Consider the following 21,065-nt stretch of genomic DNA (forward strand, 5'->3'; position numbering starts at 1 on the left):
GACGTGAGCGCTAGCGTCGAAGCATGACGCAGCACACGCGCTTCCACACGCCGCTGGTCTGGCTGCGCCGCCGCCAGCGTCTGCCGCGCTGGGTGCGACGGGCGGACTCGAAGGTCGGCCGCGCGATCAACCGCTGGAACGCCCACCCGGCGACGGACGCCGCGTTCCTCGCGCTCAGCCGTTCCGCCGACCGGGGGCGGCTCTGGTTCTCGATCGCGGCCGTGCTGTACGCCACCAGGCAGCGGCGCGCCGCCCTGCGCGGCGTGCTGAGCCTCACGGTCGCGAGCATCGTCGCGAACCTGATCGGCAAGAAGCTGTTCGGCGGCGACCGGCCGCTGCTCAAGGACATCCCGGTCGGCCGGCGACTGAAGAAACCGCCGACCTCCGGCTCCTTCCCCTCCGGTCACTCCGCCTCGGCCGGCGCCTTCGCGGTCGGGGTCGCGCTCGAGTCGCCCGTTCCGGGCGCGGCGCTGGCACCGCTCGCGTGGTCGGTCGCCTACTCGCGGCTGCACGTGGGCGCGCACTGGTTCTCTGACGTCATCGGCGGCTACCTGCTCGGCGCCGGAGTGGCGGCTCTCGGCAAGCTCGTCGTACCCGCCCGTCGCAAGGCGCTCGCGCTTCCCGAGGCGCTGCGGGTGCCGCTTCCCGCCTCGCCGGAGGGTGAAGGTCTGCTCATCTTCGTCAACCCGTCGTCCGGGCCCACCGGCGAGGACCCGTTGAATCTGCTGGCCAGCCGCCTGCCCCGCGCGGAACTCCGCCGGCTGGGCGACGGGGACGCGATCGAGATCACCCGCGCCGCGATGGAGTCGCCCACCCCGCCGCGCGTGCTCGGCATCTGCGGAGGCGACGGGTCGGTGTGCCTCGCCGCGCACCTCGCGCGCACCCATTCGGTGCCGCTCCTCGTGCTGCCCGGCGGAACGTTCAACCACTTCGCCCGCACGGCCGGTGTCGGCACCTTCGACGCGGCTTTCGCGGCCCTCGAACGCGGTGAGGGCGTGCTGGCGGATGTCGGCGAGCTCACCATCGACGACGGCGAGCCGACCACCGTGATCAACGCCGCCTCCGTCGGGCTGTACCCCGAGTTCATCGACGTGCGCGAGCGCTACCAGGACCGCTTTGGCAAGTGGGCGGCCGGCGTCCTCGCCGCCGTGCGCGTGCTGCGCCACGCCGATCCCGTCGACGTCGAGCTCGACGGCCGCCGGGAGCGGGTGTGGAGCGTCTTCGTCGGCATCAACCGGAACCGGCCGCTGACGGTCGCGCCCATGCAGCGCGACCGGCTCGACGACGGGATGCTCGACGTGCGGATCCTGCGCGCGCACTCCCGGTTGCACGCGATCGCCTCGCTGGCGTTTGGGCGGAGGACCGGTGCTGTGCTCCGGGCCCTCGGGCTGATGCCGACCAGCAACGAGGTCGTCGAGCTGCAGCAGCGCGACGTGACCCTGCACGTGCACCGCACACCGGACGGCCTGCCCGGCCTCGCACACGACGGCGAGGTGGCCGAGGTCGACGAGTCATCCGCGTCCTACACCGCACGCGTGCGCAACCTGCCGGCCGCGCTCGAGGTGTACTCGCCGCACTGACGCGCACGCGCGGGGTGTCGGCCCTCGTTCAGGCGCGGCCCCTTGACTGAACCGGACGAAGGGAGAACACGTGGGTGCGTTCGACGACAAGGTCGTGATCGTGACCGGCGCGGCATCCGGCATCGGGGCGGCGACGGCGCGCAAGTTCGCGGTCGAGGGCGCCTCCGTCGTGCTCGTCGATGCGGACCGCGCCGGCGTCGAGGAGGTGGCCGCGCAGCTTCCGGGATCCGTCGCCGAGGTAGCGGATGTCTCCGACGAGCAGCAGATCACGGCGCTGATCGACGAGGTCGCGGAGGAGCTCGGCTCGCTCGACGTGCTCATCAACAACGCGGGCGTCGTCGTGACCGGTGACATCGGTTCGACCACCACGGAGCAGTGGCGCAAGGTGATGGCAGCGGACCTCGACAGCGTCTTCTTCGCCTCGCGCGCCGCGCTGCCGCACCTGAAGCGTTCCCGCGGCTGCATCATCAACACCTCGAGCGTCTCCGGCATCCGGGGCGACTGGCAGCAGGCGGCGTACGACGCGGCGAAGGGCGCGGTGTCGAACCTGACGCGGGCGATGGCACTAGATCACGGCGCCGACGGGGTACGCGTCAACGCGGTCGCGCCCGGGGTCGTGCGCACGGGTATGACCGAGGGGGCGTTCGACAGCGAGGAGACGATGGCGAAGCACGTCGAGCGCATCCCGCTGCGCCGCGGGGGAGAGCCCGAGGACGTCGCCGACGTGATCGCCTTCCTCGCGAGCGACGACGCCCGCTTCGTGACCGGCGTCGTGCTCCCGGTCGACGGAGGGGTCAGTGCGTCCAACGGCCAGCCTGCCTGACCGCCGCCCCCGATCGGGGGCTGACCTGCAAGCTTGTCCATCACTAGGTTCGGCCTGGGGGACAAGAATGACGATCGAGAAGACCACCCCGGCAAACGTGGCCGGAATCCAGGCACTGACGAGCCGCCCGGCGGGGTACGCCGTGGCCGCGAAGTGCGTCGACGTGCAGGCCGAGGCCGTGCGTCGCGACCCGGGGCTGCGTGCCGAGCACGCCGAGTGGCTGCACGAGGACGCCTGGTCGTGGTTCCAGGGCGCGGTCGGCGAGATCGAGGTCGGAGCGTCGCTCGACGGCCTCGGCGAGGACTGGTTCGTGCGGCACTCCGTGCCGATCGGAGCGGGCACGAAGGACGTCGACCACCTGGTCGTCGGGCCGCCCGGCGTCTTCGCGATCAACACGAAGCACCACTACGACGCCAAGGTGTGGATCGGTGACTACGTGCTGCAGCTCAACGGTGCGAGCACCCACCACCTCGCCGCGGCTCGGCGCGACGCGCTCGACGTGTCACGACGCCTCGCCCCTCACGTGGACTTCACCGTCGACGTGACTCCCGTCATCGCGCTGGTCAACGTGCGCTCGGTGCGGGACGGGCGGAGGCAGATGCGCGACATCTCGGTGCTCAAGTCCGACGACCTGCTCTGCTGGCTGCGCTCGCGCCCCGCGCGGCTCTCCCCGGCTCAGCTCGGGCTGCTGCGCCTCGCCGCCGAGGAGCCGGAGACCTGGCACGTCGACCCCAACGCCGCGGACACCCTCCGTGCGATGCACCGCTTCGAGCGCCTGCAGCGCGCGGTCGAGGCGGGCAAGGCGTCGACGCCGCCCGCGGTGGAGCTGCCCGCGACTCCGGCAGCGGAGAGCGGGACGAAGCGCCGGGCGGGCGGCGGGCTGCTGGTCAGACTGCTGCAGGGTTCGGTGGCCGTCGGTGGCGCCCTGCTCCTCCTGCACGTCTACCTCGAGGTCCTCGCGACGGCGGGGAGCTGAACGGTGTCGATCGCGTTCCTCGCCCCCACCCTCGCGGGATATATGGCGGCCATCGTGCTCGCGGTGTTCGTGCCGTTGATCGCCAGCTACCTCCTCGACGGAATCGTCTGGGTCCTCCGCGGACGGGGCCTCAAGCTCCTCGCACTCGCTGCCGCCATGTCTGGAGGCACAGCCCTCGTCGCACTCCTCGTCTGGCGCTGGGCGCCGTCGGAGGCGACGGCTCAGGGTGCCCCCACCAGCATCGAACCCGCAATGACCGCTCTGCTGGAGCAGTTCCTGCCATTCGCCCTGATGGGCGCCGGCGTGCTGTTCGTGGTCCGGATGGGACGTGTGCTCCTAGCCCCGCGGGCGCGTCCCGCGCGCTAGGACCCCGGCTTCCACACCATCAGCACGACGACCGCGACCAGCAGCAGGGAGACCACGCCGCTGCCCGCGGCGATCGCCGGGTAGCGCGACGCTCCGCCGTTCCGGAGGTCCTCCGCGGCGCGCTGCAGGGTCGGCACCACGAGGAACAGGTTCAGTCCGGCCGCGATCGCGTACAGGATGATCGACCACAGCACCCACGGCGTCGTCACCGACAGATCGAACTCGTCCGGGGCGAGGCCGACCAGCGCGAAGCCGAGCAGCGCGACGACGACCGACAGCCAACTGAAGATGCTGGTCGATTTCGCGAGCAGCCCGACCTGGCCGGCCTCACCGGCGCGGATCGCGCGCATCGCGGTCATCGGCAGGATGGCCATCGGTCCCACGATGAAGACCGCGCCGACGACGTGCAGGACGTTGATCAGTTCGCTCATGACCCTCACGTTAGCGAGGGCGACCGGTCAGCCCTCCGACGCCACCTCGACGAGCACCTTGCCCACCGTGTCCTGCTCCACCGCGCGATGGGCATCGGCCGTCCGCTCCAGCGGGAACCGCACGAGCGGCAAGCCGTGCTCCTCGCCCACGGGCAGAGCCCCGTCGCGCACGGCGGCGGTGACGTCCTCCGCCGCGGCGGCGAGCGCCTCCTCGCCGACCGTGTAGAGCAGGATGAACTGCAGCCGCGCGTTCAGGCCCATGTAGAGCCGGAACGGCACCGTGACCTCGCTCCCGCCGGTGTTGGCGTAGATCGAGATCGTGCCGCGCGGCTTCAGCACGGATGCCACGAGCTCGACGTTCTGGATGAAGGCGACGTCGACCACGATGTCGACCCCGTCGGGGGCCAGCTCGCGGATGCGGGCCGCGGCGTCGTCCTCGCGGTAGTTCACCGTGTGGTGCGCGCCCGCCGCCGTCGCGAGGGCGGCCTTGTCGTCGGAGCTGATCGTCGTGATGACCGTCGCCCCCGCCCAGCGGGCGAGCTGGATGGCCGCGTGGCCCACGGCGCCGGCGCCGCCGGTGACGAGCACGACGAGTCCGTGGAGGGCACCGGGGGAGAGGCGGCGGGGGCCGTCCTCGTGCACGGTGAGGGCACGGTGCGCGGTCATCGCGGGCACGCCGAGGCTCGCCCCGAGCGCGAAGTCGGCGGCATCCGGGAGCGGCACGGCGCGCGCCGCCGGCACGACCGTGTACTCCTGCGCGGTGCCCGTCGGTCGCTGGTGCTGCGAGAGGTAGAGCCACACCCGGTCGCCGACGCGGGGCTCGGTCACGCCTTCGCCGACAGCGTCGACGACGCCCGCGCCGTCCTGGTTCGGGGTCACCTCGGGGAACGGGAGCTCCTTGGGGCCGGTGCTGCCGGCCCGGGACTTCCAGTCGGTGGGGTTCACGCCCGAGACGAGCACGCGCACGCGCACCTCGCCCGGGCCTGGCTCCGGGATGTTCCGCTCGACGAGCTCGAGGACGTCGGCACTGCCGGTTCCGGTGTAGACGATCGACTTCACGATTCCGACGGTAGCGCCGAGCGCCGACGTGCCGCTGACGGTCAGCGAGCCCGGAGGAACGCTCGGCACGCTCGAACCATGGCAAGTCAGGGAATCCTCGTGAACGGCATCCCGGCGTCGGGCAAGTCGAGCCTGGCGTCCGAGCTCGCCGAGGCCGCCGGCGCGCCCATGATCTCCCTCGACACCGTGCTCGAGTCGCTCGCCGACAGTTCCGACTACCGCTACCCGCGGGCACCTCTGCAGGAACTCGCGAACGACACCTCCTGGCGACTCGCCGCGATCGTCGACGGGCTCGTCGTGCTGGAGTCGTTCTGGTCGCCGGAGCGCGACCGGGAGGGCGTCGAGGAGGGCCTGCGCGTCGCGGGGATCACCTCCATGGTGGAGGTGTGGTGCGACGCTCCGGTCGACGAGGCGGTGCAGCGCTACGAGGAGCGCGACCGGCACGGCATCCACGAGGACGACCCGCACGACACCGATCTCTGGGAGCGGTCCGGCCCGCTGGGGCTTGGCCCGGTGGTGCGTGTCGACACGAGCTCCTCGGCCGACAAGGCCGATCCTGCACAGCTGTGGGAGCGGGTGCGTTCCGCACTGGGCTAGGGGCGTCGCGGCGACGCGTCGGTGGTGCGCCCTAACCTCGTGGCATGTTCCTTCTGGGTGACCGGGTCGTCTACAGCGCGAGCGACCTCAAGGCCGCGTCCGAGTGCGAGTTCGCCTTCCTGCGCAAGCTCGACGCGAAGCTCGGCCGCATCGCCGAGGTCGAGGAGGAACCCGACCCCATGTACGAGCGAACCTCGAAGCTCGGTGACGCCCACGAGCACCGCCGGCTCGCGCTGTACAGGGAGCAGTACGAGCGCGTCGTCGAGTTCGTCGACCGTCCCGAGCTCACCGAGCAGGGCCTGAAGCAGGCGGCGGATGACACGGAGCAGGCCCTCCGCGCCGGCAACGACGTCGTCTTCCAGGGCACATTCTTCGACGGCCGGATGGTCGGCTTCGCCGACTTCCTCGTGCACAGCGACGGCCGCTACGAGGTGTACGACACGAAGCTCGCCCGCAAGGCCAAGGTCAGCGCCCTGCTGCAGCTCGCCGCGTACGCCGAGCAGCTGCAGCAGCTCGGCATCCCGGTCGGCGAGACGGTGCACGTCGTGCTCGGGCACGGCGCGGAGAGCCACCACAAGCTCCGCGACATCCTGCCGGTGTACCAGCACCGGCGTGCGCGGCTGGAGCAGATCATCCAGGAGCGGCTCGACGCGCCCGGCTACGTCGAGTGGCGCGACCCGCGTTACGCGATCTGCGGCAGGTGCGCCACCTGCGAGCTCGAGGTGGAGGCGCACCGCGACGTGCTCCTCACCGCGGGTCTGCGCATCGGGCAGTGGGCGCGCCTCGGTCAGGCCGGCATCACGACGATCGACGGCCTCGCGGCATCCGAGGGCCCCGTCGCCGGGATCGGCGACACGACGCTCGAGAACCTGCGGGCCCAGGCGCGGGTTCAGCTCCAGGGCGGGCTGTCGTACGAGGTCGTGAACCCGCGCGGCCTCGCCGCGCTTCCGCCCGCCGATCCGGGCGATCTCTTCTTCGACTTCGAAGGCGACCCGCTGTGGGGCGTCGAGGGCAGCGACTGGGGCCTCGACTATCTCTTCGGCCTCGTCGAGGTCGACACGGGGCAGCCGGTCTTCCGTGCGTGGTGGGCGCACGACCGGGTGCAGGAGCGCCAGGCGCTGCTCGACTTCCTCGCCTACGTGAAGGAGCGCCGCGAGCGGTACCCGAACCTGCACATCTACCACTACGCCCCGTACGAGCGGACGCACCTGCTGGCGATCAGTGCCCGCTACGGCGTGGGGGAGCAGGACGTCGACGACCTGCTGCGCGACGAGGTGCTCGTCGACCTCTACCCGATCGTCAAGCGCAGCGTGCGGGTGGCGACGCGGTCGTACTCAATCAAGAAGCTCGAGCCCCTGTACATGGGGGAGTCGACCCGCGACGAGCAGGCCGTGCAGAACGGCGCGGCGTCGGTGGACGAGTACGTGCGCGCCCAGACGCTTCTGCAGAACGGCGAGCACGAGGAGGCGAAGCGCATCCTCGACGAGATCGCCGAGTACAACGAGTACGACTGCGTCTCGACGTACAGGCTGCGGGAGTGGCTGCTCGACCGGGCGGGCGAGGCGCGCATCGAAAGCGAGGCGGCCCTCGACCTCGAGGAACGGCGGGAGGAGCCGGAGGAGCCGCTCAGCCGCGACCTCCTCGCGACGATCAGCCACGACCCGACGGTCTGGAGCAGCGATGACCGCGCCATCGCCCTCGCGGCCGCCGCCGTGGACTACCACCGCCGCGAGAGCAAGTCCTACTGGTGGGAGCACTTCGACCGGCTGAAGCAGCCTGTCGAGGACTGGGCCGACCAGCGCGACGTCTTCGTCGTCTCCCACGCCCGCGTGCTGGAGGACTGGTCGATCGGGGAGGGGCGGCGCAGCGTCGGACGGCGGCTCCTGCTGCAGGGGGCGCTCGCTCCCGGGAGCTCGCTCAAGGTCGGCAACTCGCCCTTCGCCGTCTACGACGAGCCCTATCCGCCCGTCGACCCGCGCGCGCGGCCCGGGCGCCGGGCGGCGCACTCCCGCACGCGCATCCTCTCGCTCGAACCGTCGGAGCACGGCGTCCTGATCGAGCTCGAGGAACGCCTGGCGAACGGCGGCACCGAGTACGACCGCATCCCGCTCGCCCTCACTCCGCCGACCCCGCCGGACACGCGAGCGCTCAAGGCCGCGATCGGGGAGTGGGGCGCCGAGGTCAGCGCGGCGCTGCCGGCGCTGCACGCCTCGCCCGCGATGGATCTCCTGCGCCGCATCCCGCCGCGCACGCGGTCGGGTCGCCTGGCGCCCGTGGAGCACGACGTCGCGGATGCCATCACCCGCAGCATCCTCGACCTCGACCGCTCCTACCTCGCGGTGCAGGGGCCTCCCGGCACCGGCAAGACCTTCACCGGTGCGAGCGTGATCCGCGACCTCGTGCTGCATCACGGCTGGAAAGTCGGCATCGTCGCGCAGGGGCACTCGACGATCGAGCACCTGCTGCGCGGCATCGTCGGCTGCGGACTCGGTCGGGACCAGGTGGCCAAGGAGCTCGGTCGCCGGGAGCCGGAGACGGGCGCACCCTGGACCGAGGTGCGCGACGGCGGCATCCGCGCCTTCATGGAGGGTCAGAGCGGCGGCTTCGTCGTCGGCGGCACGGCCTGGGACTACTGCAACCGCGGCAAGTCCTCGCCCGGCGAGCTCGACCTGCTGGTGGTCGACGAGGCGGGGCAGTACTCCCTCGCCTTCACCATTGCCGCGGCGCACGCCGCGAAGAACCTGCTGCTGCTGGGCGACCCGCAGCAGCTGCCCCAGGTCTCGAAGGGCACGCACCCGCAGCCCGTCGACACGTCGGCGCTCGGCTGGCTCAACGACGGGCACGACGTGCTGCCGCCGGAGCTCGGCTACTTCCTCGCCGACAGCTACCGCATGAATCCCGCTCTCTGCGCCGTCGTGTCGGAGCTGTCGTACGAGGGTGCCCTGCACTCGAAGGTCGAGCGGACCTCGCAGCGTCGCCTCGAGGCGCTCGAGCCGGGCCTGCACACCGTGCCCGTCGAGCACAGCGGCAACGCGACCGAGTCCGTGCAGGAGGCCGACGAGGTGGTGCGCATCGTGCGGGAGAACCTCGGGCTCGAGTGGACGGATGCCGACGAGCGCCGCGAGCTCGGCCAGGCCGACGTCATCGTCGTGGCCCCCTACAACGCCCAGGTCGGTCTCATCCGTGCCCGGCTCGACGCCGCCGGGCTTCCCGAGGTGCGCGTCGGAACGGTCGACAAGTTCCAGGGGCAGGAGGCGGTCATCGCGATCGTCTCGCTCACCGCCTCCAGCGCCGCCGACGTGCCGCGCGGGCTCGAGTTCCTGCTCATGCGCAACCGGCTCAACGTGGCGATTTCGCGCGCGCAGTGGGCGGCCTACCTGCTGTACTCGCCGGGCCTGCTCGAGTACCTGCCGATCAGCGCGAAGGGGCTGGCCGACCTCAGCGGCTTCATGACCCTTGTGCGGGCGGGGGAGCGGGAACTCGACCCCGTCGGCTAGCCGGGCTCAGTCGCTGGGCAGCTCGTCCGTGTGCATCCACGGTGTGAAACTGACGCCGACGAGCAGCCCCTCCGGGCTCTGCAGCCGCGACGTGACCTGGCCCCAGGGCTCCTCGCCGGGCTCCTTGAGGATCCGGCACCCCTGGGCGCGGAGGTCGTCGATGGCGGCGGCGACGGCGTCGGCGCTCGGCACGTCGAACTCGATCCACGCCTGCGGCACGGGGAGCTCCGCCGGCCAGGTGGTCGTGCCGAACGTGGCCTCGGCGGCCTGCTCGAGCGGCCAGAGCGCGAAGGCCTTCGTGCCCTCCAGCTCGTCATTCGTGAAGTAGCCCGGCGCCGCCTCATCGAACCGGATGCCCATGCGGTCGCGCCAGAAGGCCAGCGCGTCGGGCTGCGAGCGGGTGACGGGCCCGAAGCCCGCGACGAACGCGAAGTCGATCATGGGAGCGATCCTGCCCCCGGCGGCCGACAGGCGGAAGCGTCTAGCCCTGGGCGGCGTCGCTGACGGTGTACGCGAAGCGTCCCTCGTCCTGCATCTCGATGCCGAGCGACAGCATCGAGCCGTCGGCCGCGACCGCGGTGCAGGTGTAGGTCGCGCCGACCGTGCCCGCGATGTCCGCGGGGCAGGTGACCGTGGCCTCCGTGCCCTGAGCGGCGAGAGCCTGTTCGAGGGCCGCCTCGTACTGCGACTCGGCCGCAGCCGGCGCCGCCTGCGGAAGCATCGCCGCGCCGGCACCCACGGCGCCGATCGCCACCAGGGCGGCGACGTGCACCCAGAGCGGCGCGGAGCCGCGACCGAGCTGACGGCGCACGCGGATCGTGCGTGCGATGAGGTAGCCGAGCGGCGAGAGCAGCAGCCAGAACTCGCTCGCGGTGCGCCTGTGGCCGGCGGCCTTCAGCGCACGGCGATCGGCCATCGCGCTCAACAGGAACACCGCGAACAGCACGAGGTTCGCCCCGATGACGTACCAGCGCGTCTGGGCCTCGTTGATCGAGCCGGTCAGCGACAGCACGGCGATGCCGAGCGCGATGACGGCGGTCAGCACGGGCGCGAGCGCGAGGGTCCAGGCGGCGCCCGTCGACCACTTCTCCGGCTCGGCCTCGACCGTCACCCGGTTGCTCGGGGTCAGCGAGCCGAACACGCCCGCGAACTCGTTGAGCTCGTCGTCCTCCTGCTGGGCGGGCACGGCGGATGACTCTGCGCCGGCCTTCCACTCGAAGTGCGGGGTCGCCTCGGCGGGCGCGGGAGCCGGCGTGGCCAGCGCCTTCGGCAATGTGAAGGCGGGCGTGTGCTCCGCCTCGGGCCGGGTCGGCAGCACCGACGGGGCGACGGGCAGCGGGAGCGCGCTCGCGACCACCGGCACCGCGTCGACGGGAGCGTCGTCGACGTCCTCGTCCTCGATTTCGTCGGCGACCGGCAGCGACGCCGTCTGCACCGGCTCGTCGTGCTCGCGCGCCTCGCGGTTGATCCGCGCCACGATCTCGGCGGTGTCGGCGGGGGCCGCGAGCGCGGCGGTCAGCACGGGCTCGACGAGCTCCGGCGCGACGGCGGCGGCGATCAGGGGCGCCGCGGCAGCGGCGGCTGCGGGGCTCGGCGCGGCGGGAACCGCGGCCGCCGTGACGGCCGCGAGCACCTCGGCGGCCGAGACCGCGGGCGCATCGAGGGTGGACTCCTCGGCGGCGGCAGGAGCGGTCTCGTCCGTGGCGATCCCGGTCGGAACGATCTCGCCCGGAACGGCCTCGTCCGACTCCGTCTCGTCCGTGCGGGCTTCGGTCGGCGCCGCGGAGGCGGCGGCCAGCGCTTCGGCGTGACGGCGGGCGCGGCGACCGCCGGGCACGAAGGCGGCGGGGTCGACGGCGGGCGGCTCCACCTCGGCGCGGTGACGCTTGGGCAGGGTCAGGTCCCCGGCGGCGTCGGTGAGGAACGTCGGAACCTCGGTGTCCTCGAACGTCGCGGGGGCGGGAGCCGGGGCCGGGGTCGGAGCCGGGCCGGCGACGGGCGGGACGACGAAGGAAGCGGCGACCGCGGCCGGAACGGCGGCCAGCGGTGCGGCCGCGGCGAACGATGCGGCGGCCAGCGGCGCGGCGCCGGTGAACGGTGCTGCGGCAGGGCCGGAAACCTCCGCGGAGGCGTCGGGCGCCTCGTCATCCGGCTCGCTGAACAGGTTCTCGAGGGAGGCGATGGGATCGGTGGCGAGCGACACGCCGCCCGGACGATCGGGGGACACGACCGGCACCTCGGTCACGACCGGCAGTTCACGCGTCTTGGCGAGCGGCTCGTCGGCCGTGACGTCGACGGCGACGCGGGTCGGCGGCACCGCCGGCACGGTGTCCTCGATGGAGGGGAGGTCGGGGATGGCTCGGCGGGTCGGTCCCGAGGGCTTGGTCGCGGCGAGGCGGGCGGTCCAGGATTCCCCGTCCCACCAGCGCAAACGTGCAGGGTCGAGGGGGTCGGCGTACCACCCCGCCGCTGCGGGGCCCGCCGACAGTGTCCTCTGATCGAGCACTGCCACCTCCTACCTAGAGTGCTCCAAGTTCTCAGGACTATAGGGAGTCCGCGCGCGAATCGGGAATCCGGCACACGGGGTGGCGCGACTTCGCCGGTACCCCAGAAGTGGGGGGTACCGGGGGACGTGCCCCCAGTGCGAGGGCGGCCCGAAGTGGGATGTTCCGGTCGTCGGTGGCGACCCCTATCGTTCACGCGTCCGCCCCTCGCTCCCGGAGTCCGATGCCCGAGTTCCTTCCCTTCCCCGTCTGGCAGGCAGCCTCGGTGCTGCTCGTCGCCGGGGTGCTCCCGTTCGCCGCCTCGTTCGTGCTCGACGGGGTCGTCGCGCTGCTGCTCCGCCGACAGGGGCCGGCGCTGCTCCTCACCGCCGCCGCCCTGACCGCGGTGCTCGTGGCGGCCGCGGCGCTGCTGTGGCTGATCGGCGCGCACTCTGCGGGCGGCACGGGAGGAACCGTCGCACTGCTCGTCGGCTGGGGGCACTTCGCGCTGCTCGTCACGGTGCCGCTCGCCATCGCCGGCGCGCTCCTGCGCACCTGGGACCAGCTGCCCCGCAAGGTGCGCCACCGCCGCAGCTTCGTACCGGTCGAGGCGTTCGTCGAGGACTGACCTCCGGCGGGGCTTCGGTGGCGCGTGATTCACTGGTGCCGCCACGCCCAGTCGGAAGGAGAGCGGATGTCTGACAGCCCGATGTCCGCGACCCCCTACGAGATCCTCGGGGTGGCGGCGACGGCGAGTCACGACGAGCTGCGTCGCGCCTACCGTCGGCTCGCCCGCGAGACGCATCCGGACACCGGCGGCGACCCTGCCCGCTTCATCGCGGTGCAGCGCGCGTGGGAGCTCGTCGCGACGCCGGAGGACCGCGCCCAGTACGACCGCGGGCGCGCCACGGGACGCCCCGACATCGAGGAGGCCTGGGCGGCGCCCGCCTCCGGACGACCCGAGCGGCGCGACACCCGCCCGACGGCCCGCTCGTACGGGCATCCGGGCGGGTGGCGGCGCGAACGCTATCTCGCGATGATCCGGGAGTACGTCGGCCTCGGCGAGCCGATCGCCGATCCCTACGACCCCGCACTCGTGCGCCGGGCGCCGCGGGAGATCCGCCACGTGCTCGCCGACGCCCTCGCCGAGGAGGCGACCGCGCGCACCCTCGCGGAGCTCGGCATCGGCTTCACGGTGTGGCACGACGTCGACGCGACAGGGTTTCCGGAGGACAAGGTCGACCACGTCGTGCTGGGGCCCACCGGCCTGTGGGCCCTGCTCTCGGAGGACTTCGGCGGCCCGGTGCGCTTCCGGCGCGGCGAACTCATCGGCGAGGCGGTCGGCGACGACCGGCCGATGCACCGGCTGGGCGTGCGCGCGAAGGCGCTCCGCCGCTCGCTCGGGGTGCGCTTCACGGCGCTCGTGATCGTGCTGCCGGATGACGCGTTCGAGGACCCCTACACCGTGCTGGGCAGCATCCGGGGCGCGACGACGGTCGTCGTGCGGCAGTCCTACCTCGCGATGCTGCTGCGCAGCGGCGTGCCGGACGTGCCGACGATCGGCGGCACCGACCTCTTCGAGGTGCGCACCCGCCTGCAGGCCGGCATCCGGTTCGTCTAGCCCGGCTACTCCGCGGCGGCGACGGTCACGGCGGGGATGCCCTCCGCGGGGGTGTCGACCGGCGGCGGCACCGCGCTGCGGCGCCCGTCGGGGTCGAGTCGTGCGACGACGGTCGCGAGGATCGCGTCGAGCTGCCGCAGCTGCTCGCGGTCGAGCGCGTCGACGACGAGGTCGCGGGCCGCGGCGACGTGGCCGGGGCTGCTCGCGATCACCTTCCTCCAGCCCTCGTCGGTGAGGTGCGCGTCGGTCGCCCGCCGGTCGTCGCGCTGACGACGCCGTTCCAGGTAGCCGCGCTGCTCGAGCCGGTTGACCACGTGCGAGAGCCGCGGCAGTGACGAGTTGGTGCGCACCGCGAGGGCCGACATCTGCAGCACCCGGTCGGGCGCCTCGCTCAGCACCGCGAGCACGCGGTACTCGAAATGCGTGAGCTCGGCGTCGCGCTGGAGCTGGGAGTCGAGGGCGGCGGGCAGCAGCTCCGTCACGGTGACGAGCCGGAGCCAGGCGCTGAGCTCAACGGAGGTGAGCCACCGGGGGTCGGACACGGCACGACAGTACCGATTCCCCTGAATCCTGCGCCGCCGACTGTCCAGAAAGCGTCAGTCGCGTCCGCGCAGGCGCTCGAGCTCCCGCCGGTCGCGCTTGGTGGGCCGACCGGCTCCCCGCTCGCGGAAGGCGATGAACGGGGTCTCCTCGCGGGGCGGCCGGGGCGGGGTGCGGTCGTCGGCCGCGGCCTGGGCGACGGCGGGGGAGCCGCGCTTGGCGACGAGGCCCGTCACCCCGAGCACACGGTCGAACCCCTGGATCCGCACTCGCACCTCGTCGCCGACCTTGACCGGCTGCGCGGGCTTCGCCCGCTCGCCGTTGACGCGTACGTGTCCGGCCTTGCACGCGTCGCTCGCGAGGGTCCTCGTCTTGAACACGCGGACGCCCCACAGCCAGCTGTCGACGCGGACGGACTCCATGGAACGAGGGTAAGCGGATGCCGCGGGCCGTCGCTCAGCGGCATCCGCCTTGCCTCACTCGCCCGCGGGCGGGGTCTCGTCGAGGTCGATGTCCTGCCCCTCGAGGTCGTTCTCGGGGTAGTCCGGCGTGAACTCCTTCTCGGCACCGCCGGTCGGCCCGTCGTTGCCGTCGCCGGGGCCGTCGAGGATGGTCTCTCCGGCCACCGCGTCATTCGTCGCGATGGTCTTCTCGAGGTCATCGGCCTGCACGCGGTCCTGGAACGGCGTCTCGCTGTCGAAGTTCGGGTTGCTCATGTCTCCACCGTCCCCGTCCCGCTTGGGAGTGACCTGTGCGGTCAGCGGTCGACGGCGAACACACCCCAGTCGGCGACGTGCCAGGCGATCCAGCCGTTCGAGCGGTCGAAGGCCACGCGGATGGCGAGGTCCTCGCCCTGCTGGTCCTCCGCGTTGCACGTGAACTCCTGCCCGACGATCGTGGGCGGAGCGGGGCAGTCGACCGCGAGGCGTGCGCCGATCGCGGAGGCGTCGCCGACGACCGCGGCCTCCGCCTCGGCGGCGAAGACGTGCGGCAGTGCGGCGACCACGATGCCCGGCACGAGCAGCACGGACGCCACGAGCGCGGCGGCGAGGCCGGTCCACGCGACGACGGGGGCGAAGCCGCACCGCAGCCGGATCGCGCGGGCGAGGAGGTAGGCGGGCGCGCCGAGCAGGGACCAGCGCCAGCACGCCGACTCGGCGAGCCCCGCGGCGTGGAGCAGCCGGGCGTCGGCGACGGCGAGCGCGAGCGTGACGGGCGCGGGGAGGAGCCAGATCGCCGCGGCGAGCCAGCCGCTTCCTCCGGCGGTGCCGGCGCCGATCAGGAGCAGGCTCGCGACCAGCTGCGCCAGCGGCAGGAGAGCGATCGCCCAGGCCAGCGCGGCGGCAGCGGGCGGGGCGGAAGCCCGCGCAGCGGCGTGCTCGGACGCAGCGGCGGGATCCGGCACGGCGGGCGCGACGCGGTGCGGCACGGCGGGCGCGGCGGACTCCGTGCGGAGCCCGCCGGCCTCGTGGTGAGGCGATTCCGCCTCGGGGTGCGGCTCCGCCTGCTCGGGTCGGGCAGAGTCTGTCTGGGCAGGGTCTGGCTCGGAGCGAGCCGTCTCCTCAGTGATGGGCGGGGCCTCGAGTTCGAGCGGGCCGAGCGTCAGTCGTCGGCGCACCTCGTGCTCGCGCCGCTCCCGTTCCTCGCGTTCGCGGCGCTCCCGCCGCGTCTCGAAGGAACCGGGGTCGCTCGCTGGCGGCCGCGGCTCGGTCACGGGCTCCTGGACGACGAGCGGCTGCCGCGCCTCGGACACGTGCTCGGTCCACGCCTGGTTGTCCCACCACCGCAGCTGCGGCAGTCCGAGCGGGTCGGGGTACCACCCCGCCGGCACGGTGAACTCCTCGGTGCGCATGATCCCCGCTGTCGTCCCCCTGGCCTCGTTCGAGGCCGCCGCACGCTCTGGCGGTGCGGCGGAGTACACAGTGGTGGACACGGCTGTACCCCGTCAATAACCGCATTGGGGGGACACCGCGGCCGAGCCGCCGGAATCAGGGGGCGGGCTGCAACAGGTCGTTCTTCTCGATCGCCTCGAGAGCGAGCACCTTGTACCCCTCCTCCTCGAAGAAGACCGTCACCCGGTCCTCCTCGAGACGCATGACCATGCCCTCGCCCCACTGCGGGTGCACGACCCGCTGCTCCAGCCGGAATGCGCTGTCGGAGGTCTCGTCCTGCTCGTCGTAGGCGCTGCCGGAGTCGCAGTTGTCGCAGTTGCCGCAGGGCTCGGGAAGGCCCTCGCCGAAGTAGCCCAGCAGGAACTGCCGGCGGCAGCCGCGGGTCTCGGCGTAGGCGCGGATCATCGCGAGACGGGACTGCTCGATCCGCTCGCGGGACTCCGCCGCCTCCAGGGCCTGCGCCGCGGCTTCGGCTCCCTCGCGGTCGGTCGCGACCATCGCGCCCTTGCTGCCGAGCTCGACGGCCCCGGCCTCCTCGAGCAAGTTCAGCAGGCCGCTCACGCGGCGCTGGTTCAGGCCGGTCTGCTCGGCCACCGCCCCGACGCGCTGCGCACCGGAGGCGACGGCCTCGAAGACGCGGGCGAGCTCGGCGGCATCCGGAGCACCGGAGTTGAAGAAGCTGCGCAGCCCGAGGTCCTCGGCCCGGTAGTGCAGCTCGATGCTGCTGGGCTCGCCGTCGCGCCCCGCTCGGCCAATCTCCTGGTAGTAGGCGTCGACCGACTCGGTGATCGCCGCATGGATGACGAAGCGCACGTCGGGCTTGTCGATGCCCATGCCGAACGCGCTCGTGGCGACGACGACCTCGAGGTCGCCGGCGAGCCAGGCGTCGTGCACCTCCGACCGCTCGCCCGCCTTGAGACCGCCGTGGTAGGCCGCGGCGCGGAGACCCCGCTTCGTCAGCTCCTCGGCGTACTTGGTCGTGTCGCGCCGGGTGGCGACGTAGAGCAGACCCGGCTTGCCGGCGGCCACGACGGCGTCGAGCACGGCCTCGCGCTTGGCGCGGTCGCTCTCGTGTCGCGCGACGGCGAGGTGGAGGTTCGGCCGGTCGAACCCGTGCGTCCGCACGAGCGGGTTCTTCATGTTCAGCCGCTCGACGATCTCCTCGCGCACGGGAGCCGAGCCCGTCGCGGTGAGGGCGAGCACGACCGGGTGACCGAGGTCCTCGATCACCTCGCCGAGCCGCAGGTAGTCGGGGCGGAAGTCGTGACCCCAGGAGCTGACGCAGTGCGCCTCGTCGACGACGAACAGCCGGGGCTTCAGCGCGCGCAGCCGGTCGACGACCTCCTCCTTGGCGAGCTGCTCGGGCGCGAGGAAGACGTACTCGGCCTCCTTGCGGCCGAGGTCCTTCCACGCCTCCTCGATCTCGCCGCTGCTGAGGCTCGAGTTGATGATCACGGCGTCGGGGGCGTTCGGCGCCTCCTCGATCATCCCCGCCTGGTCGTGCTGCAGGGCGATGAGCGGCGAGACGACGACGGTGGGGCCGTTCAGCAGCAGCCCGGCGACCTGATAGATCGCGCTCTTGCCGTGACCGGTCGGCATGACGGCCAGGGTGTCGTGCCCGTCGGCGAGAGCGGAGATCGCCTCGTGCTGACCGGGGCGAAGGGACTCGAAACCGAACGCATCGCGCGCGGTCCTCTCGATACGTGAAGGCACGTCAACACTTGAGCCCCTCTTGCTGTGAGAGCCCTGGTCGCACAGAGCTCTCAGCCTCCGGTGCCAGCGTGGAGGAATGAACGCCGACAATTCAGGATTCCGGGAGTGGCTGCACACGCAGCAGGACCGCAGCGACGAGATCGGTGCCTTCGCGCAGAAGGTGCTCGCCGACCCGCTCTTCCCCGAGCACGGCGGCAGGGCGATCTACGACGGCTACTTCGAGACGGGCTTCGACGACGAGACGCGCGAGACCTACGGGCGCGCGTACGAGGAGTTCGAGAACATGCCGCAGATGCCGCAGTGACGATGCCGCGATGACACTGACGGTCCGCACGACGGCGGGCCTCGTGCGCGGCGTCCGTCGCGGCGGACTGCGCGAGTGGTGGGGCATCCGGTACGCCCGCGCCGAGCGGTTCCGGGCGCCGCGTCCGGTGGAGCCCTGGGAGGGGCTGCGCGGGGCGAGCGTGCCGGGTCCGGTGTGCCCGCAGGAGCGGAACGCGCGGCTCGGCGGCGGCGCACGCGGACCGATGGACGAGGACTGCCTCTTCCTCAACGTGCAGGCGCCGGAGGACGCCGACGGCCTGCCCGTCGTCGTCTTCATCCACGGCGGCGCCTACCGGGTGGGCGCCGGCTCGCTCGAGCTCTACGACGGGCGCCGGCTGGCGGAGCGCGGCGTCGTGTACGTCTCGCTCAACTACCGTCTCGGCGCCCTCGGCTACCTCGACTTCACGAGGTACTCGACCGCCGAGCATCCGTTCGAGTCGAACCTCGGGCTGCGCGACCAGGTGGCGGCGCTGACCTGGGTGCAGGAGAATATCTCGGGTTTCGGCGGCGACCCCGGCAACGTGACGATCGTGGGGGAGAGTTCCGGCGGCAACGCGGTGACGACGCTGCTCGCGACGGCCGCCGCCCGGGGGCTCTTCGCCCGCGCGATCGCGCAGAGCCCGTGCCCGAACGCCGTGTACGAACCGCGCCTCACGGCGCAGTGGGCCGAGGAGTTCGTCGAGCTCGCGGGAGGCGTCGACCGGCTGCTGACGCTGCCGGCGACGGCGCTCGCCGCGTTGAGCGCGCAGGTGGAGCGCCAGACACCCGACGAGTACCCGGGCGCGATCGTGCTCTGCCCGGTGATCGACGGCGACTACCTGCCGGAGCGGCCGATCGACGCGATGGCGAACGGCACCGCCGCCGCCGTGCCGCTGCTCGTCGGAACCAACGCCGACGAGGGCACGCTCTTCCGCGGCGACCTCGACATCCTCGCGACCACGCCGGAGCGGGTCGACGGCGTGCTCTCCGCGACGCCGCCACACGAGGCCGAGCGCATCCGCCGCGCGTACGACGGGTACCCCTCGTCGGACGCGCTGCACTCGCTCGGCGGCGACTACGCCTTCTGGCTCGCGACGACGGTCGCGGCCGAACGGCACTCGGCGCACGCTCCGGTGCACTTCTACCGGTTCGACTTCGCGCCCCGACTCGTGAAGGCGACCGGGTTCGGCGCGACGCACGGGCTCGAGCTCTACGCCCTGTTCGGCGACACGTCGGCCTTCTTCCGGACGATGACCGCGCTCGGCGGCAGACGCGCGTTCGACGAGATCGGAGAGCGGATGCGGCAGTGGTGGGTCTCGTTCGCCACCGACGGCTCGCTGCCCTGGCCGCAGTACGAGCCCGAGCGGAGGGCGACCTGGATCATCGACGCCGAGGACCGGCTCGAGCTCGACCCGTACGCCGAGCGGCGGGAGGCCTGGCGCGCCTACGTGCCGCACCTCTGATCGGGTGGCATCCGTCGCGTCGCTAGGGTTGCCGGGTGAGCGTCGTCGTCGTCGGAAGCGCCAACCTCGACCTGGTCTACACCGTCGAACGGATCCCGCGCCCCGGCGAGACCGTGCTCGCCACCGGCGCGGCCAGCTACCCCGGGGGCAAGGGCAACAATCAGGTCGTCGCCGTCGCCCGCTCCGGCGCCGAGGTCGCGTTCGTCGCCGCGATGGGCACGGATGACGCGAGCGGCACACTCCTCGCCGTGCTCGCCGACGCCGGCGTCCGCGCCCACGTGCGGCGCGTCGACGCGCCGACGGGCACCGCGCTCATCACGGTCGACGCGTCCGCCGAGAACGTCATCGTCGTGAACCCCGGGGCAAACGCCGCCCTGGTGGAACTCACCGCGGAGGAGCGGGAGGTCGTCGCGGCGGCCGACGTGCTGCTCCTGCAGCTCGAGATCCCGCTCGGGACGGTGCTCGAGGCCGCGCGCACCGCCCGCGAGGCCGGCACCCTCGTCGTGCTGAACGCGGCGCCGATCCAGCCTCTGCCGCAGGACCTGCTCGACCTCGTCGACCTGCTCGTGGTCAACGAGCACGAGGCGCGGGAGCTCGCGGGGGAGCGGGGAGCGGCGGGAAGCGTCGACGCGCTGTCCGAGGCCGTGCGACCCCTCGCCCCTGCGGCGGTCGTGACCCTCGGCGGGGAGGGAGCGCTCGTCGTCGCCGGAGGGGCCACTCGCCGCCTTTCGGGGCACGCGGTCGACGCCGTGGACACGACGGGTGCCGGCGACACGTTCTGCGGCGCCCTCGTCGCCGCCCTCGACCGCCGCGGCTCCGAGCGACTGGGACTCGAGTCGCTCGTCGCCGCCGCCGAGTGGGCGGGCGCCGCCGCCGCGATCGCCGTCACACGGCCCGGCGCGGTCCCCGCGATTCCCACGGCCGACGAGGTCGAGGATTTCCTCGCCCGGCGCTGACGTCCTCCCCACCGGTCGCGCCGCGGGCGTCGTCCACAGTCCGGCCTCTCAGCGGTCGCTGCGCATCCTCGGCGACGAGGCTCGGGACATGACGATCCCCGCCTACGACGACGCGAAGCTCGTGCCCCTCGACACCGACGCGGCCATCGAGCGCCGCGTCGCCGACCTCATCGGCCGCGCCAACCGCCGGCAGCTCTGGCTGATCTTCCTCGACGAGCACCAGCGTCAGCTGCCCACCATGATCCCCGTCGACGACCTGCCGCTCGCGCCCGAGCCGGGCGACGGTGACATGCTCGCCGGCGCACTCGCCACCACGGCCGAGATGATCGGCGCCGCGTCGGTCGTGCTCGTTTGGGAGCGCTACGCCGACGACGCGCTCACCGTGTCCGACCGCCGCTGGGCCCGCCTCGCGCACGACGCCTGCGCGGGCCACGACGTGCCCCTCCGCGCGATGCTGCTGTCGCACCGGCACGGCGTGCGCTGGATAGCCCAGGACGACTACCGATTCTGACGTCGCCGCTCAGGGCTTGATCGGTGCGTCCTTCCGCACGTCGATGCGCTTGACGCCCCGCTCGTCCTCCGTCACGTCGATGCGCTTCGCATCCGAGTCGTTGTCGACGTGCTTGTCGCCGGGAGCGGAGGACAGGATGTCGCTCCGCGCGGCCTCGAACTCGTCGGCGTTCAGCTCATCGGAGGAGGTGCGCACCTCGTGGCGCTCGTCGTCGCTCATGCCACCACTGTGTCGGGCGCTCCTGGACCTTCTCT

General features: G+C 72.7%; 22 protein-coding genes. 12 read left to right on the forward strand and 10 right to left on the reverse strand.

The features are described from left to right. Positions 1–23 precede the first annotated feature (23 nt). The 4 genes from JUB10_RS09960 to JUB10_RS09975 all read left to right on the forward strand — a co-directional run bounded on the left by JUB10_RS09960 (position 24) and on the right by JUB10_RS09975 (position 3,745). On the forward strand, positions 24–1,580 hold the full coding sequence (locus tag JUB10_RS09960) for a bifunctional phosphatase PAP2/diacylglycerol kinase family protein (RefSeq protein ID WP_207456335.1): 1,557 nt from the start codon (positions 24–26) through the stop codon (positions 1,578–1,580). A gap of 70 nt (positions 1,581–1,650) precedes the next feature. Beyond that, positions 1,651–2,403 (forward strand): SDR family NAD(P)-dependent oxidoreductase, encoded by a 753-nt coding sequence (locus JUB10_RS09965; RefSeq protein WP_207456336.1) that lies wholly within the window; start codon positions 1,651–1,653, stop codon positions 2,401–2,403. A gap of 67 nt (positions 2,404–2,470) precedes the next feature. Further along, positions 2,471–3,379 (forward strand): nuclease-related domain-containing protein, encoded by a 909-nt coding sequence (locus tag JUB10_RS09970; RefSeq protein ID WP_207456337.1) that lies wholly within the window; start codon positions 2,471–2,473, stop codon positions 3,377–3,379. Positions 3,380–3,382: 3 nt separating this feature from the next. Further along, positions 3,383–3,745, forward strand: a complete 363-nt coding sequence (locus JUB10_RS09975) for a hypothetical protein (protein WP_207456338.1) — start codon at positions 3,383–3,385, stop codon at positions 3,743–3,745. On the opposite strand, the gene JUB10_RS09980 is transcribed toward JUB10_RS09975, so the two are convergent. Both JUB10_RS09980 and JUB10_RS09985 read right to left on the reverse strand, forming a co-directional pair. Further along, positions 3,742–4,176 (reverse strand): DUF2269 family protein, encoded by a 435-nt coding sequence (locus tag JUB10_RS09980; RefSeq protein ID WP_207456339.1) that lies wholly within the window; start codon positions 4,174–4,176, stop codon positions 3,742–3,744. The genes JUB10_RS09975 and JUB10_RS09980 overlap by 4 nt on opposite strands. A 27-nt stretch (positions 4,177–4,203) precedes the next feature. After that, a complete protein-coding gene (locus JUB10_RS09985; protein WP_207457044.1) occupies positions 4,204–5,235 on the reverse strand; it encodes an NADPH:quinone reductase in 1,032 nt (343 codons plus the stop codon). 78 nt (positions 5,236–5,313) lie between these two features. Between JUB10_RS09985 and JUB10_RS09990 the strand changes: the two genes are divergently transcribed. After that, the gene (locus tag JUB10_RS09990) at positions 5,314–5,832 is read left to right on the forward strand and encodes an AAA family ATPase (RefSeq protein ID WP_207456340.1); all 519 of its coding nucleotides are present in this window, start codon (positions 5,314–5,316) and stop codon (positions 5,830–5,832) included. A 44-nt stretch (positions 5,833–5,876) separates the two neighbouring features. Continuing rightward, positions 5,877–9,329, forward strand: a complete 3,453-nt coding sequence (locus tag JUB10_RS09995; RefSeq protein ID WP_207456341.1) for a TM0106 family RecB-like putative nuclease — start codon at positions 5,877–5,879, stop codon at positions 9,327–9,329. 6 nt (positions 9,330–9,335) lie between these two features. On the opposite strand, the gene JUB10_RS10000 is transcribed toward JUB10_RS09995, so the two are convergent. Together JUB10_RS10000 and JUB10_RS10005 are read right to left on the reverse strand one after the other, a co-directional pair. After that, a complete protein-coding gene (locus tag JUB10_RS10000; RefSeq protein WP_242682446.1) occupies positions 9,336–9,770 on the reverse strand; it encodes a VOC family protein in 435 nt (144 codons plus the stop codon). Positions 9,771–9,810: 40 nt separating this feature from the next. Next, positions 9,811–11,835: a DUF2510 domain-containing protein gene (locus tag JUB10_RS10005; protein WP_207456342.1), complete on the reverse strand. Its 2,025-nt coding sequence runs from the start codon at positions 11,833–11,835 to the stop codon at positions 9,811–9,813. Positions 11,836–12,056: 221 nt separating this feature from the next. Between JUB10_RS10005 and JUB10_RS10010 the strand changes: the two genes are divergently transcribed. Both JUB10_RS10010 and JUB10_RS10015 read left to right on the forward strand, forming a co-directional pair. Continuing rightward, the gene (locus JUB10_RS10010) at positions 12,057–12,440 is read left to right on the forward strand and encodes a hypothetical protein (protein ID WP_207456343.1); all 384 of its coding nucleotides are present in this window, start codon (positions 12,057–12,059) and stop codon (positions 12,438–12,440) included. 66 nt (positions 12,441–12,506) lie between these two features. After that, positions 12,507–13,433 carry a J domain-containing protein gene (locus tag JUB10_RS10015; RefSeq protein ID WP_207456344.1) on the forward strand — a complete coding sequence of 309 codons (927 nt, stop codon included), beginning with the start codon at positions 12,507–12,509 and terminating at the stop codon, positions 13,431–13,433. Between the two features lie 5 nt (positions 13,434–13,438). Here JUB10_RS10015 and JUB10_RS10020 read toward each other — a convergent pair whose 3' ends face one another. From JUB10_RS10020 to JUB10_RS10040, 5 genes are read right to left on the reverse strand one after another with little or no spacing between them, the layout of a single operon-like run. Next, positions 13,439–13,975: a MarR family winged helix-turn-helix transcriptional regulator gene (locus tag JUB10_RS10020; RefSeq protein WP_207456345.1), complete on the reverse strand. Its 537-nt coding sequence runs from the start codon at positions 13,973–13,975 to the stop codon at positions 13,439–13,441. 54 nt (positions 13,976–14,029) lie between these two features. Further along, entirely contained in the window at positions 14,030–14,395 is a 366-nt protein-coding gene (locus tag JUB10_RS10025; protein WP_207456346.1) for an RNA-binding S4 domain-containing protein, read from the reverse strand. Positions 14,396–14,449: 54 nt separating this feature from the next. Continuing rightward, complete coding sequence (locus tag JUB10_RS10030) at positions 14,450–14,689, reverse strand: hypothetical protein (protein WP_207456348.1); 240 nt, start codon at positions 14,687–14,689, stop codon at positions 14,450–14,452. 41 nt (positions 14,690–14,730) lie between these two features. Beyond that, positions 14,731–15,906: a DUF2510 domain-containing protein gene (locus tag JUB10_RS14655; protein WP_307859186.1), complete on the reverse strand. Its 1,176-nt coding sequence runs from the start codon at positions 15,904–15,906 to the stop codon at positions 14,731–14,733. A gap of 55 nt (positions 15,907–15,961) precedes the next feature. Beyond that, on the reverse strand, positions 15,962–17,578 hold the full coding sequence (locus JUB10_RS10040) for a RecQ family ATP-dependent DNA helicase (protein WP_307859187.1): 1,617 nt from the start codon (positions 17,576–17,578) through the stop codon (positions 15,962–15,964). A gap of 76 nt (positions 17,579–17,654) precedes the next feature. On the opposite strand from JUB10_RS10040, the gene JUB10_RS10045 reads away from it, so the two are divergent. From JUB10_RS10045 to JUB10_RS10060, 4 genes are all read left to right on the forward strand, one after another. After that, on the forward strand, positions 17,655–17,882 hold the full coding sequence (locus JUB10_RS10045) for a hypothetical protein (protein WP_207456349.1): 228 nt from the start codon (positions 17,655–17,657) through the stop codon (positions 17,880–17,882). Between the two features lie 10 nt (positions 17,883–17,892). Beyond that, complete coding sequence (locus JUB10_RS10050; protein WP_207456353.1) at positions 17,893–19,344, forward strand: carboxylesterase/lipase family protein; 1,452 nt, start codon at positions 17,893–17,895, stop codon at positions 19,342–19,344. Between the two features lie 35 nt (positions 19,345–19,379). Beyond that, the gene (locus JUB10_RS10055; RefSeq protein ID WP_207456354.1) at positions 19,380–20,300 is read left to right on the forward strand and encodes a ribokinase; all 921 of its coding nucleotides are present in this window, start codon (positions 19,380–19,382) and stop codon (positions 20,298–20,300) included. Between the two features lie 88 nt (positions 20,301–20,388). Further along, complete coding sequence (locus JUB10_RS10060; RefSeq protein ID WP_207456355.1) at positions 20,389–20,811, forward strand: hypothetical protein; 423 nt, start codon at positions 20,389–20,391, stop codon at positions 20,809–20,811. 9 nt (positions 20,812–20,820) lie between these two features. Here JUB10_RS10060 and JUB10_RS10065 read toward each other — a convergent pair whose 3' ends face one another. Further along, a complete protein-coding gene (locus JUB10_RS10065) occupies positions 20,821–21,030 on the reverse strand; it encodes a hypothetical protein (protein WP_207456356.1) in 210 nt (69 codons plus the stop codon). Positions 21,031–21,065: the final 35 nt, after the last annotated feature.

The organism is Desertivibrio insolitus (assembly GCF_017355965.1).
GTDB lineage: Bacteria > Actinomycetota > Actinomycetes > Actinomycetales > Microbacteriaceae > JAFIQW01.

Coding starts and splice junctions, on each gene's coding strand:
- JUB10_RS09960 (WP_207456335.1), top strand. CDS start 24: ATGACGCAGCACACGCGCTTCCACACGCCGCTGGTCTGGCTGCGCCGC.
- JUB10_RS09970 (WP_207456337.1), top strand. CDS start 2,471: ATGACGATCGAGAAGACCACCCCGGCAAACGTGGCCGGAATCCAGGCA.
- JUB10_RS09980 (WP_207456339.1), bottom strand. CDS start 4,176: ATGAGCGAACTGATCAACGTCCTGCACGTCGTCGGCGCGGTCTTCATC.
- JUB10_RS09990 (WP_207456340.1), top strand. CDS start 5,314: ATGGCAAGTCAGGGAATCCTCGTGAACGGCATCCCGGCGTCGGGCAAG.
- JUB10_RS09995 (WP_207456341.1), top strand. CDS start 5,877: ATGTTCCTTCTGGGTGACCGGGTCGTCTACAGCGCGAGCGACCTCAAG.
- JUB10_RS10000 (WP_242682446.1), bottom strand. CDS start 9,770: ATGATCGACTTCGCGTTCGTCGCGGGCTTCGGGCCCGTCACCCGCTCG.
- JUB10_RS10010 (WP_207456343.1), top strand. CDS start 12,057: ATGCCCGAGTTCCTTCCCTTCCCCGTCTGGCAGGCAGCCTCGGTGCTG.
- JUB10_RS10015 (WP_207456344.1), top strand. CDS start 12,507: ATGTCTGACAGCCCGATGTCCGCGACCCCCTACGAGATCCTCGGGGTG.
- JUB10_RS10025 (WP_207456346.1), bottom strand. CDS start 14,395: ATGGAGTCCGTCCGCGTCGACAGCTGGCTGTGGGGCGTCCGCGTGTTC.
- JUB10_RS10030 (WP_207456348.1), bottom strand. CDS start 14,689: ATGAGCAACCCGAACTTCGACAGCGAGACGCCGTTCCAGGACCGCGTG.
- JUB10_RS10045 (WP_207456349.1), top strand. CDS start 17,655: ATGAACGCCGACAATTCAGGATTCCGGGAGTGGCTGCACACGCAGCAG.
- JUB10_RS10050 (WP_207456353.1), top strand. CDS start 17,893: ATGACACTGACGGTCCGCACGACGGCGGGCCTCGTGCGCGGCGTCCGT.
- JUB10_RS10060 (WP_207456355.1), top strand. CDS start 20,389: ATGACGATCCCCGCCTACGACGACGCGAAGCTCGTGCCCCTCGACACC.
- JUB10_RS10065 (WP_207456356.1), bottom strand. CDS start 21,030: ATGAGCGACGACGAGCGCCACGAGGTGCGCACCTCCTCCGATGAGCTG.